At 63.9% G+C, this 12221-nt stretch carries 14 protein-coding genes and 1 tRNA gene; 7 read left to right on the forward strand and 8 right to left on the reverse strand.

Translation table 11 applies throughout. The features are described from left to right. Positions 1-55: 55 nt before the first annotated feature. Positions 56-1801: a putative bifunctional diguanylate cyclase/phosphodiesterase gene (locus ACFQ24_RS22425; RefSeq protein ID WP_380915342.1), complete on the forward strand. Its 1746-nt coding sequence runs from the start codon at positions 56-58 to the stop codon at positions 1799-1801. Here the strand turns inward: ACFQ24_RS22425 and ACFQ24_RS22430 are convergent. From ACFQ24_RS22430 to ACFQ24_RS22445, 4 genes are read right to left on the reverse strand one after another with little or no spacing between them, the layout of a single operon-like run. Beyond that, positions 1765-2976 carry a CCA tRNA nucleotidyltransferase gene (locus ACFQ24_RS22430; protein WP_380915344.1) on the reverse strand — a complete coding sequence of 404 codons (1212 nt, stop codon included), beginning with the start codon at positions 2974-2976 and terminating at the stop codon, positions 1765-1767. The genes ACFQ24_RS22425 and ACFQ24_RS22430 overlap by 37 nt on opposite strands. Further along, positions 2957-3562, reverse strand: a complete 606-nt coding sequence (locus ACFQ24_RS22435; RefSeq protein ID WP_380915346.1) for a CoA pyrophosphatase — start codon at positions 3560-3562, stop codon at positions 2957-2959. The genes ACFQ24_RS22430 and ACFQ24_RS22435 overlap by 20 nt, the downstream gene beginning before the upstream one ends. Next, positions 3559-4137 (reverse strand): DUF1285 domain-containing protein, encoded by a 579-nt coding sequence (locus tag ACFQ24_RS22440; RefSeq protein WP_380915348.1) that lies wholly within the window; start codon positions 4135-4137, stop codon positions 3559-3561. Before ACFQ24_RS22440 ends, ACFQ24_RS22435 begins: the two co-directional genes overlap by 4 nt. Positions 4138-4190: 53 nt before the next feature. Continuing rightward, positions 4191-4709, reverse strand: coding sequence for a GNAT family N-acetyltransferase (locus ACFQ24_RS22445; protein ID WP_380915350.1), 519 nt, complete (start codon positions 4707-4709; stop codon positions 4191-4193). Positions 4710-4838: 129 nt separating this feature from the next. Here ACFQ24_RS22445 and ACFQ24_RS22450 point away from each other — a divergent pair, with 129 nt between their 5' ends. Further along, positions 4839-5222 (forward strand): dihydroneopterin aldolase, encoded by a 384-nt coding sequence (locus ACFQ24_RS22450; RefSeq protein WP_380915352.1) that lies wholly within the window; start codon positions 4839-4841, stop codon positions 5220-5222. A 12-nt stretch (positions 5223-5234) separates the two neighbouring features. Here the strand turns inward: ACFQ24_RS22450 and ACFQ24_RS22455 are convergent, their stop codons facing one another. After that, entirely contained in the window at positions 5235-6179 is a 945-nt protein-coding gene (locus ACFQ24_RS22455) for an isopenicillin N synthase family dioxygenase (RefSeq protein ID WP_380915354.1), read from the reverse strand. Positions 6180-6282: 103 nt separating this feature from the next. On the opposite strand from ACFQ24_RS22455, the gene ACFQ24_RS22460 reads away from it, so the two are divergent. Further along, a complete protein-coding gene (locus ACFQ24_RS22460; protein ID WP_380915356.1) occupies positions 6283-6690 on the forward strand; it encodes an EVE domain-containing protein in 408 nt (135 codons plus the stop codon). 149 nt (positions 6691-6839) lie between these two features. Next, a complete protein-coding gene (locus ACFQ24_RS22465; protein ID WP_380915473.1) occupies positions 6840-7115 on the forward strand; it encodes a hypothetical protein in 276 nt (91 codons plus the stop codon). Positions 7116-7221: 106 nt separating this feature from the next. On the opposite strand, the gene ACFQ24_RS22470 is transcribed toward ACFQ24_RS22465, so the two are convergent. Next, positions 7222-7524 (reverse strand): glycine zipper 2TM domain-containing protein, encoded by a 303-nt coding sequence (locus ACFQ24_RS22470; RefSeq protein WP_380915358.1) that lies wholly within the window; start codon positions 7522-7524, stop codon positions 7222-7224. A gap of 124 nt (positions 7525-7648) precedes the next feature. On the opposite strand from ACFQ24_RS22470, the gene ACFQ24_RS22475 reads away from it, so the two are divergent. The 3 genes from ACFQ24_RS22475 to ACFQ24_RS22485 all read left to right on the forward strand — a co-directional run bounded on the left by ACFQ24_RS22475 (position 7649) and on the right by ACFQ24_RS22485 (position 9792). After that, entirely contained in the window at positions 7649-8086 is a 438-nt protein-coding gene (locus tag ACFQ24_RS22475; protein ID WP_380915359.1) for a cupin domain-containing protein, read from the forward strand. A 575-nt stretch (positions 8087-8661) separates the two neighbouring features. Further along, positions 8662-8736 (forward strand) — tRNA-Thr (locus ACFQ24_RS22480). 762 nt (positions 8737-9498) lie between these two features. Then, positions 9499-9792, forward strand: coding sequence for a hypothetical protein (locus tag ACFQ24_RS22485; RefSeq protein ID WP_380915361.1), 294 nt, complete (start codon positions 9499-9501; stop codon positions 9790-9792). A gap of 255 nt (positions 9793-10047) precedes the next feature. On the opposite strand, the gene ACFQ24_RS22490 is transcribed toward ACFQ24_RS22485, so the two are convergent. Both ACFQ24_RS22490 and ACFQ24_RS22495 read right to left on the reverse strand, forming a co-directional pair. Further along, positions 10048-10905, reverse strand: a complete 858-nt coding sequence (locus ACFQ24_RS22490) for a hypothetical protein (RefSeq protein ID WP_380915363.1) — start codon at positions 10903-10905, stop codon at positions 10048-10050. Further along, entirely contained in the window at positions 10902-12221 is a 1320-nt protein-coding gene (locus ACFQ24_RS22495; RefSeq protein ID WP_380915365.1) for a replication-associated recombination protein A, read from the reverse strand. Before ACFQ24_RS22495 ends, ACFQ24_RS22490 begins: the two co-directional genes overlap by 4 nt.

Raw genomic sequence — 12221 nt, forward strand, 5'->3', positions numbered from 1 at the left:
CGCAAAGCCGCTTAACGTTTCCCGAAAATTTACTCCTTCCCGATAATGCGGGGGCATGGAATCCGTTTCGGTGCGCAATTTGCCGGTAAAACCGGTCACCGATGCCCCTCTGGCTGGGGAGGATGCCGCGCATCAGGACATCGGGATGGCGCAATGGCTCGCGGCCTTCCCCCATCTTGCCGCGGTCTTCGCCTGCGATGGCGATGGCATCCGCGTCGTGAAGGGCAACAGGCGCTTCGTCGCCGCGGCTGGCTTGACCCGTGATTCATCGTCGCTAGGCAAGATCCGGTCCGAACTGCTGGATCGCGTTTCCGGCTTCGCCTGCTCCAACCGGGAATCCGACAGTTTCGAAATGAGGCGGGATGGAAAGCTGGGGCCGGAATATTTCCTCTGCACCCTTGGCCGCCTGCCGACCGAAAATGCCGAAACGCCTTTATTCCTCTTTACCGCCACCGACCGCACCAGCGAACGCGCGATCGAGAAGAATCTGCGCCGCGAACTGCTGTCGGATGGGCTGACCGCCCTGCCGAACCGAACCGGCTTCGGTGAGGAGATCGACGACCGGCTGAACAACAGCATCTGGCCGGACAATGCGCAATTCGGCATCATTGCCATCGACCTCAGCCGGTTCAGCCGGGTCAATGAATCCCTCGGGCCGATGGCGGGTGATGAACTTCTCATCACCGTGGCGAAACGGCTCAAGTCCAGCTTACGGCAGGGCGATGTGCTGGCCCGGATCGGCGGCAATGACTTTGCCATTTTTGCACGCCTGAACAACGGCTTGTCGGACGCTCTTCATATCGTGCAGCGCATCCGCGAAGCGCTGAGCTCGCCGATCAGGCTCAGTGACCTCCAGATAAGGGTCGATTGTGCCATCGGCTGCGCCCTCTCGGTCGATCTGAACGACGACCCGGATGATGTGATCCGCAAGGCGCAGGCGGCCGTCAAGATCGCCAAGCGCAGCGGCAAGGTGGAGATCTACCGTAACGGCGTCCTCAAGGAAGCGCAGCGCCGCTTTTCGATCGAAAGCCGGTTGCGCGATGCGCTGGCGCAGGGCGGACTGACGCTGGCCTATCAGCCGCTCATCCACCTGCCGACCGGTGAGATCACCGGGTTTGAAGCGCTGGCGCGGTGGAACGACGCGGAACTGGGCAACGTGTCCCCGGTGGAGTTCATCGCCGTGGCGGAGGAGAGTGGGCTCATCACCCCGCTTGGGCGCTGGGCGGCCTATGAAGCGGCGCAGGCGCTGGCGCGCTGGGACGCAAAATTCGGCCAGCCTATGCCCGTTGGCGTCAACGTCAACCTGTCCCCGATCCAGATGGCGCGCGACGATGTCGGTGCGATGTTCGAGGAGGCGCTTCGCTATTCGGGCATTGCCGGCCGCCGGATGACGGCCGAAATCACGGAAAGCGCGATCATCGCGGATCCAGACAAGGCGCGCAAGCTGCTGGTGGCGCTGAAAGATCTGGAGATGTCGATCGCCATGGACGATTTCGGCACCGGCTTTTCGAACCTCGCCAGCCTGCACAGCCTGCCGATCGACATATTGAAGATCGATCGCAGCTTCGTCTTCTCCATGCTGGAAGACAGGGACAAGGCGGTGATCGTCCGCACCATCCTATCGCTGGCGGAATCGCTCAACCTCAAGGTCACTGCCGAGGGCATAGAGACGCAGGATCTGGCCCTGGCCCTTCAGAAAATGGGCTGCTGGCAGGGGCAGGGCTATTATTTCGCCAAGCCGATGAACGAAACGGATGCGTTCGACTATTGGCGGGCGCGCTGGAATTTCGAAACGATCTGATCGGCCAGCGCATCGACGCGCGCGGCGTCGGGAAAATCCTCCGCCACCCATAGCTGCTGCACCTCCTGCAGGGCCTTCGCGACATCTGGGCCAGCCGGCAGGCCGCGCGCGATCAACGCGCCGCCGCCGATCGGAAGCATGGGCGGCGTCCAGTCGCGCACGTCCTCCACAGCCGCCACCGGCCGCGCAGGGTCCAGTAGCAGGCGGTCGATCGCGCCCTCCACACCGACCCGGTGAGCGAGCGCGCGTGCGCTTTCACCGTCCACCGCCGGCTCCAGCGCCACCATGAGCCGCTTGCGCGCCTTGTTCGAAAGCTTCAGCCGCGCGCCGATCTGATCTGCCAGAGCCGCATCCGGGGGCAGCAGCGCCGCCAGCCGGCGCAGCGGCGCTGGCGCCATTCCCGCCTGCGCCTCGCGTGCGATCAACTGCGCCACCCGGTCAACGCCTGCCATCTCCACTTCGGGCAGGACTGGCTGGAAGATGCCGCCTTCCGCCATCAGATGTAGCGCATGGACGGGGGACGCGCCACCCAGCAGTTTCAGCAATTCGTCCGCGATCCGCTCGCGCGACAGCGCCATCAGGCTGTTGGCCGCGTCGACGCAGGCGGCGTAGGCCTCCGCATCCAGCTCGTCGCCGCCATAGCGCGACAGGAAGCGGAAATAGCGCAGGATACGCAAATGATCCTCGGCGATCCGCGCTGCCGCGTCCCCGATGAAGCGCAGCCGCCGCGCTTTCAGGTCAGCGACGCCGCCGAAATAGTCGCTGATCGCGCCGCTGGCCGGGTCCGCATAAAGGGCGTTGATGGTGAAGTCGCGCCGCGCCGCATCCTCTTGCCAGTCGTCGGTATAGACGATGGTGGCGCGCCGCCCGTCGGTGCTGACGTCGCGCCGCAAAGTCGTGATCTCCACCGGGCCATCCGGCAGAATGGCGGTGATCGTGCCATGGTCGATCCCGGTGGGCACGGCCTTGATCCCCGCCGCCGTCAGCCGGTCGACCACGCCTTGCGGATCGATGCTCGTCGCAACGTCCAGGTCGTTGACGGGCAGGCCCAGCAGCCCGTCGCGCACCGCCCCTCCGACGAAACGGGCCTTGCCCTGCGCGGCGTCCAGCGCGGACAGCAGACCGTCTAGCCCCGGCCGATGCCGCCACGGCGCGTCAGGCAGCCAGACGGTCATGGCCCAGCCTCCGCGACAGATTGGCAAGGATGGCGGCCGTTATCCCCCAGATGCGACGCTCCTCCCAGAAAATCTCGTAATAATGGCGCGTCGACCCGCCAAATTCCACTTCCCGGCGGATCCGGTTTGCCGGGTCCAGAGCATATGCCAACGGCACCTCGAACCAGTCGGCCACTTCATCTTCCTGCGCGCGCAGCGGCAGATCGGGCGGGATGACACCCAACACCGGCACGATGTCGAACCCGGTGAAGGTCGGGTAGCGATCGAACGTGCCGACTACCTCCACCTGCGAAGGAGGCAGGGCGATCTCCTCCTGCGCCTCGCGCAGCGCGCCGGCAACCTCGTCCGTGTCGTGTGCGTCCACCCGGCCGCCGGGAAAGGCGATCTGGCCGGCATGCTTGCGCAGTGCCGCGGATCGTTCGGTGAGGATCAGGCCCGGTTCGGCCCGGTCGGTGATCGCGACCAGTACGGCGGCGGGAGCCAGGACGATGTCGCCCACGATGCGCGGATCGCGCGCGTCGTCGTCAGGCAGGGTGAAGCCGCGCCCCTCTTCCAGCGCGGCACGCAGCCGGTCCGCCAGCCTCACGATGCGTCGTCCAGCGCGAAGAAGGCGCCTCCGCTCCACAATCCGACGCGTTCGTCCTGCCCGGAATCGGATTCGTCCAGCGCCAGGTTCATCAGTTCATAATAGACGTTGCGACCGATCAGCGCCTCCATGCCGCCACGGACATGCAGATAGGGACGGGGGCCGTCTGGCGTTTCCCGCAAGGACAGCGGGTGGTCCGGTCCGGCGGTCACGACATCGCTGCTGTTCAGGCGAAAGGCGAGTGTGCGGCCGCGGCCATCCCCCTCGCTTTTCAATTCGACCGCCACGAACGGCGCGTCCTCCACCTCAATGTCCAGCTTCTCGACCGGCGTCACCAGCACATGGCGTCCGTCCGCTTCCCGCCGCAGGATGGTGGAAAACAGGCGCACCATCGCTTCGCGGCCGATCGGGCTGCCCTGATGATACCAGCGGCCGTCGCGCGCGATGCGCATCTCGCTGTCGCCGCAATGATCGGGATTCCACGTCTCCACCGGGGGCAGGCGCTTCTCCTGCGCCAGCTTTGCTATGTCCGCCAGGGACAGGGTGGACAGATCGGGGACGGGCTCCATCGGCATGGGGCGGAGATAGGGGCGTCCCTGCCCGAAGGCAAAGGGGTATTTGATCCGCGTCAGGCCGCGAGTGCCATGCGCGGCGCGAGCATCCCCTCACCGCCGACCGGCCGGCCATCGACGGACAGCGCAAGCAGCCGGCGCTGCTCGAACGGGCCGGGCGCGGTCCAGCCGGCGGTGCCGTCCGCGCTGAAGCCCCAGAAACGGCCATAATATTCAGGATCGCCGATCATCATCAGCGGCTCCATGCTTCGGGCGCGCGCCACCGCCACGACCTTGTCCATCATCGCCCGGCCATGGCCCCCATTCTGATGATCGGGGCGCACTGCAACCGGCCCGACCATCACCAGCGGCACCTGTGCGCCGTCCGGCTGAGTTAGGGCAACGGGCCAGCTTTGCAACGACCCGATGAACGCGCCACCCGCATCCAGCATGGCAAAGGACAGGTCAGGCAACCAGGGCATGCCGCGACGGATCATGTAGGCGGTGCGACCATGGCGATCTAGCCCGAACGCCGCGTCGAGCAGCTGTTCGAGCGCCTGTTCGGGCTGAGTGTCGAGGGGCACGATATGTGACACGTCTTGCCGTTCCGCGATCAATGGCGCATGGGGCAGCGCCGGAGCGGCGGGCTTTTAGCGCCCGTTCCGCAAAATGAAAGACTAAACAGGCTGCCGCCCGGTTGCGGGCAGGGCCGTATATGGCGAGCTATGCACACCGTATTTGACGATTTTCTGACCTTGGAAGTCAACAACCTGCACGTCGACGTGCTGACCGGCATCTATTCGGAGGAAACGCATCTGCCCCAGCCGCTGCGGATTTCCATTCGCGCCCGGCTGCGAGTCGGGGACCATTATGATCCCGTTACCCCGCTTACCCAGTCCAAAAATTACATGGACCTGAAGCATGCCGCATCGACGGCGTTACCCGAAGGCGTCCATTTCACGCTGATCGAAGCGGTCGCCGATCATATCATCGACACCATCTTCCTTCAGGACGACAAGGTCAGCCATGTCGAGGTGAAGATCGTGAAGCTCGCTTTGTCGGAACGCGGCGAGGAAATCGGCATCACGCTCGGGCGCGGCAGGAAATAGTCGAACCCTTGCCTATTTCTTGATCAGCCCGATCTCGATCAGCCGCTCCGTCAGATAATCATGCGCGCTGATCGGCGGATCCCGGCGGGGATTGTCGTGCGTCACGCATTGGGGCAGCGCGTCGATGATGAAGTCAGGCCGCAGATGCAGGAAAAAGGGCATCGAATAGCGCGAATGGCCGCGCCGTTCCGGCGGCGGATTGACCACCCGATGGCTGGTCGAAGGCAGCACATGGTTGGTCAGCCGTTGCAGCATGTCGCCCACATTGATCGCCAGCGCGCCCGGCGGCGGCACCACGGGCAGCCAGTTGCCGTCCCGATCCTTCAGTTCCAGCCCGCCTTCCTCCGCGCCGAGCAGCAGGGTGATGAGGTTGATGTCCTCATGCGCGCCCGCCCGAATCCCGGGTGCCTCCGGCGACACCGGCGGGTAATGGAGCAGCCGCAGGATCGAATTGCCGTTCTCGATCGGCCCGTCGAACCAGCGTTCCGGCAGGCCCAGATAGAGCGCGATCGCCGACAGCAGTTCCGCGCCCACCCTGTCGAATTCGCGATAGAGCCGTGCGAAGGCCGGCTTGAATTCCGGCATCTCTTCCGGCCAGATATTGGGCGGCATGCTTTCCGCCAGCGGATCGCCGGCGGGCAGGTCGCGGCCGACATGCCAGAATTCCTTCAGGTCGTTCTCGCTCGCGCCCTTCGCGATCTCGGTGCCGAACGCTGTATAGCCGCGCTGGCCGCCATTGGCCTTGGCATTGTAGCGTTGCTTGACCTTTTCGGGCAGGTCGAAGAAGCGGCGCGCTAGCGCCCACCCTTCGTCGATCAGCGTCTGGTCCATGCCATGATCCTTCACCATGGCGAAACCGAACCGTTGGAACGACTGGCCGAATGCCTGGGCGAATTCCGCCCGGGGCATATCCGCCAGGGACAGGACGGGCACCTGATCCAGCACCGTATGCGACACGTTTCTTCTCCACAAAAGATCGATAAGGGGGCCGCCATGTGCCGGGGCCGCCATCCATGCACGCATCCTTGATCGCGCCCGGCCGCTGATGCAAGGAGGCAAAATGAACTACTGGCTGATGAAATCGGAACCCGACGTGTTTTCCTACGACGATCTGGTCGCGAAAGGGAAGGCGGAGTGGGACGGCGTGCGCAACCACGCGGCGCAGGGGCATATGCGAGCGATGCGCAAGGGCGATCTGGCGATCTTCTACCACAGCAATATCGGCGTGGAGGCGGTCGGCATCATGACCATCGCGGAGGAAGCCGCGCCCGATAGCACGGACGAGACGGGCAAGTGGATCGCGGTCCATGTCGCGCCGAAGGAGAAGCTGGCGAAGCCCGTGACGCTCAAGACCATCAAGGCGGACCCGGCACTGGCCGACATGGTCATGATCCGCCAATCGCGCCTGTCGGTATCGCCACTGACGAAGGCGCAGTTCGATCATATCGTCAGCCTGTCTCGGCAATGATCTTCGTTACGGACACGATTGCGTCCGCTGCAATTCCCCTGCCGCCCTTTGCGATTGCTGCATTGCAGCAAGGCGATCACATTGGTGTCAACAGAACAAGAATGACCAGAGGTGTTTGATCGGCATTCACAAGGAGCAAAACCATGCGAATGCTGTCCAAGTTTGTTGTTGCCTTCATCATGGCCTCGGCCGCTTCCACCGGCTACGCGGCCGAAGACGCGCCGAAGCAGCGGTTCAGCCACGAAGGCTACACCTATGTCTATCAGGTGAAGGACACCAAGGCTGGCAAGGTGATTTCGGGCCGCCGTTATCCCGACGCGGTCGCGTTCAACCTGGCCGTCAAGAACGGCAAGGTTTCGGGCGTGTCGGGCGGCCAGCAGGTCGTCTTCGACGTCGAGGAAGCGCGCGGCGCCGCCAGCAACTAAGGCGTCAGCCATTGCAAAAGGGACGGTTTCTTTGCGGAAACCGTCCCTTTTTCATACCCTCCTTGGGGCGGGGAGGGCTGCGCGATTGACGCGCCACCCATCCCTATCAGCGGCAGCGGCGCTTGCTGTCGATTTCCTTGCCGAGCAGTGCGCCACCAGCGGCACCCAGGATCGTGCCCGTGGCGCGATCGCCACGCGTGTCGATGGCACGGCCAAGCAGCGCACCACCGACACCGCCGACGATCAGGCCGGTGGTGCCGTTCGACTTGCGGCAATACATGCGCCCGTCGCGGCCGCGCCATTCCTTGTAGCGGTAATCGCGCCGGGCCTGCGCGCCGTCTGTCGGCACCGCCATCGAAACCGGGACGGCCAGCGAAACAGCGGCCAGGGCGAGCAGGGCTTTACGCATATCTATCTCCTCCAATAGCGTAATCGAACGCTTCAACCCCTCCACTTTGATCGAGGTTGCATGAACCTGCGGCAACGACATAAATATTTGATTGGCTTGATTTAAATTTTTTCGAGGAAAGAGGATGGCGCGCGCCAGGAGCGAAGGTGATGCCCGGACGATCATCAAGGCGCTGGGTCTGATGCCCCATCCCGAGGGCGGATGGTATCGGGAAACTTGGCGTGCCACCGCCGCCGCCGGGGAACGCGCGGCTGGCACGGCGATCCTTTTCCTGCTGGAGGCGCATCAACGATCGCACTGGCATAGCGTCGACGCGGAGGAAATCTGGTTCTGGCACGCAGGCGTGCCGCTGACCCTCTCCATCGCCCCGCCGGACGGGACGGCAGAGGACTGGCTGCTGGGGCCGGATGTACAGGGTGGCCAGATGCCGCAGCGGCGCGTGCCCGCGCATCATTGGCAGGCGGCGGTGCCGCTCGGCGGCTGGACTCTCGTCAGTTGTACGGTCACGCCCGGTTTCGATTTTGCAGGTTTCACGCTCGCGCCGCCCGACTGGACGCCCTGAAAAACTTATCCACACTTATCCACAGATTTGCATGTCGACCCGTCATAAGACCGTCCGATTTCGCTTGGAGCGACTCGGGATCGGTGACACCATCTCTCTATCGAGCAGTGGGGAAGGAGCGATCCGGACCCGAAAAATGGATGAGAAATCAGTCATTTAGTGCATCGATCGGTGGATGGACGTTCGATCCGCAAGGATCGTCCGGATCGGAAGCCGGGTCGTCAGGACCGCCCTGTCGGGTACGCGCGAAAGTGAACGTCGGGCAGAGCGGAAGAGACGATCGGCGGAGGGCAGCGGCCTATGGCTGGACGCCCGAAGCAAAACCCTCGCCATGCTTCTTCGGAAGCGAATGCGCGGGATCGCCGAGCCGATGATCGCATTTTTCCCCGGAAGGACGCGGATCGGAAGACTCGACGGAAGTGGGGACCGGCAGAGATGCCGGCCCCCATTTTGCTTTCGGTAATGGATCGTTCCCAGCTCTCCCTATTGATCGCGCATGTGAGAAGGACGCCGCATCATCCCTGCTTTTCGCCGTTGACCATGGTCCCCATGACCATTAGTGCGTCCGCCATCCAGCCGGCTTAGCACAGCGGTAGTGCAGCGGTTTTGTAAACCGAAGGTCGGGGGTTCGATCCCCTCAGCCGGCACCATTAAGTACTAGATCATCCCGCCTTGCCAGCTTGACCCTCGAGCTTGCCTGATGCCTCGCTAGCCCAAGCGACGCAGGATCATGCACCTCAAGCTTTCTCACATGGTCTCTAATAGTACAGACCGTGCAATCAGTTAATCTATGATGCCCGCGCTGGACGCACTTGCTGATTGACATCGGCCTGCGTGAACATTCTATTTGTCCTACAGGTCGCTCATTAAAGAAATAGTATTGTGCCCGGCGACGGGCTGTATGTCTTTCTGTTGATTGGGGGCGGGCATGCACGAAACTATCGGCTCACCATATCTTCTTGGCGATCATGCGACGCGCCCGTTTCACGAAGGCGTGCACACTGCCATTCGCTGATATCGGACCGGAGGCGGCAAATCGCTCCTGCACGGCCAGCGCTCGGTTCTTCAACGCATCAGGCAGTGTGACTCCGACCCCAGCCATGTGACATTTTCCAAATTGCGGGATCTGGACACAGCGATGAACAGTGAAGTGGAGATGATCGATCCCTATGATACCTCCCCATGCGGCTCCGTGCTGCGCGGACCGCAGTCGGCTTGTCTCGGAAGGGCAGCGCGAAGTTGCGCGGCATGACGCTCACTGCGCAGCACCGCTGTAAACCTGGCACGTTGCTAACGAACGCTTACCCTTTGCCATTCGGAAAGGCTGGTTCGGGCAGGTGCTGGATTGTCTCCGGTCGACGGATCCGTGATGCGGGGGCGCAGCGGGAATGCGCCTGTTCTGAGGGCGAAGCATGAAGGCGCGTCTCATCCCGGTCGCGGGGGCGCCTCTGCTGCTGCTGGCGTGTGCGAGCCAGGGCCAGCGCGAAGAGGAAAAGTTGCAGATGATGGAAAAGGCCGGCGTGGCCGGTTGGGAACTTTGCGATGCCCAGCAACGGGTTTCGGCAGCGTATCTGGACGACGGCAATCAGCAGAAATATGAAAAATTCCGCAAGTTGGCGAAAGGAACCTGCGACGAGGCAGACAGCATTGCAGCCACCCACGACGTTTATCAGTGGCCACCCCGGGGACCAGCAGCCGGATTTTAGGGGGAGCGATTATGGTCGAGCATTGATGTCGAAGCCCTGCACGCGGCGCAGCCCTTATCCGACGCAAAGCCCCGACCGGCAGCGACCCGCAATACCAATGCTTCCCCATAAGGTCTCCCGGTACAATGAGGCAGCGTAGACGCAACTCGACGCGACATATTCGCGCTGGCCGCACACAGTATGGTCCCTCCGCTGTGCAAGTCAGTTTGACTGGCTGTTCTTGGCCGTGTCGGCCAGCCGGCACCATTTCTTCGATCATGCCACCCCGAACGTCCAGCCTTCCGTCCGTGCAATGGCTGACGTCATGCCGTCGGGATGCCAGAGTGCGTTGTCCTCCGCCGCCCGTCGCATCCACCCGGCGGTGAGGATGGCGTCCGCGCCATGATCATCCGGGGCGGAGCCTTGGTGCGGTGCCGATCCCACCGCCGCCAGCGCGGCGTTCAGCGCGTCCGCATCGCGCATCTTGGTCCGGCCCTTGGGGCGTCCGGCGGCCCGTGCAGCGATGCTGGTATAGATTTCCACCACCAGCGATCCGGAACGGGGCAGGGGATCGAACGGCCAGATCGGCACTTGGCCATGGACATGATGCAGCAGACGCATCCCGGCAAAGCTCGCCTTGGCGACCTGCGCCGCGCCGATCGCGTCATAGACGGTGGATGGCTTGCCGCCGCCGCCCACATTGTAACGCGCTTCGCAGGCGCGGTTGTGCATGAACGCCGCCTTCACCCCGTCCGCCTTACCGAAATAGAAATGGCGGCGGTGGGCCACTTCCAACAGGCTCGCCGCGCCCAGGTCCGGGTCGTCGCAGATCGCCTCGACATAGGCCCAGAAAGCCGGCCCCTCCGCTGGCACGGCATCGCCCGGCAGGTAGCTGCCCCGCGCCACGAAGGGCGGCGCGAAACTGAAGTCGAACCCGAAGAGAGTGGGCGCGTCACCCGCCGCCTCGATCAGCCAGTCTGCCACAGCCTGCCGCGACCAGATACCGCTTGGCGCGTTCACCAGGCGGGGCGCCGCGTGCCCTGCCTCGCACAGCGCCACCGCTATCCCCTTGTGCCGCGCGCCCTTCGCTCCAGACCAGTCGATCGCGGCAAAGCGCTCGAATGCGGGCGTCACGCGTTTCTCCGCTCCGCCCTCAGCTTGTCCCAATAGGCCATCCGTTCCGCGACCCGCGCCTCATATCCCCGGTCGCTCGGCGCGTAGAAGGTCTGCGGGCTCATCTCCTCGGGCCAATAGTTCGCGCCGGAAAAGCCGTCCGCCGCATCATGATCATATTGATAGCCCTTGCCGTACCCCACCTGTTTCATCAGCTTGGTCGGCGCATTGACGATGTTCATCGGCGGCATCAGCGATCCCGTTTCCCGCGCCGATCGGAAGGACGCCTTCATCGCCATATAGCCGGCGTTGGACTTTGGCGCGGTCGCGCAATAGAGGCAGGCCTGCACGATCGCCAGTTCGCCCTCCGGCGATCCCAGAAACTCATAGGCGTCCTTGGCGGCGAGGCATTGCACCACCGCCTGCGGATCGGCGAGGCCGATATCCTCGGTCGCGAAGCGCACCAGCCGCCGCAGCACGTAGAGCGGCTCTTCCCCCGCCGTCAGCATCCGCGCCAGATAATAGAGCGCGGCCTGCGGGTCGGACCCGCGCAGCGATTTGTGCAGGGCAGAGATCAGGTTGTAATGCCCCTCCCGATCCTTGTCATAGACCGCGACCCGCCGGTGCAGCAGCGCGGACAGCCCCGCCGGGTCCAGGGGTTCGGCAATGTCTATCGAATAGAGCGTCTCCACCTGGTTGAGCAGGAATCGCCCGTCGCCATCCGCGCTCGCCAGCAAAGCCTCCCGCGCGGCATCGTCCAGCGGCAAGGGCCGGCCCATCAGCGCTTCCGCCCGGTCCAGCAATTGCTCCAGCGCCGCCGCATCCAGCCGCCGCAGGATCAGCACCTGCGCCCGCGACAGCAGCGCCGCATTGAGTTCGAAGCTCGGATTTTCGGTCGTCGCACCGACCAGCGTCACCGTGCCGTCCTCCACGAAGGGCAGGAAACTGTCCTGCTGCGCGCGGTTGAACCGGTGGATCTCGTCCACGAACAGGAGCGTCTTTTCGCCCCGCCGGCCATGTTCCCGCGCGGCGGCGAACACCTTTTTGAGGTCAGAGACACCGGAGAAGACGGCGGAAATCGGCTCGAACCGCATGCCGACCGCATCCGCCAGCAGGCGGGATATGGTCGTCTTGCCGGTGCCGGGCGGACCCCAGAAGATGATGGAAGCCAGGCGCCCGGCCGCGACCATTCGGCCGATCGCGCCTTCCGGTCCGGTCAGATGCTCCTGACCCACCACATCGTCCAGCGTGCGGGGGCGCAGCCGGTCGGCCAGCGGGCTACCATCCGCCGGATCATCGGCGGATGGTACGTCATCGGGAGCGAAAAGGTCGGCCAT

The sequence above is a fragment of the Sphingobium olei genome (assembly GCF_042678845.1).
Taxonomy (GTDB): Bacteria; Pseudomonadota; Alphaproteobacteria; order Sphingomonadales; family Sphingomonadaceae; genus Sphingobium; species Sphingobium olei.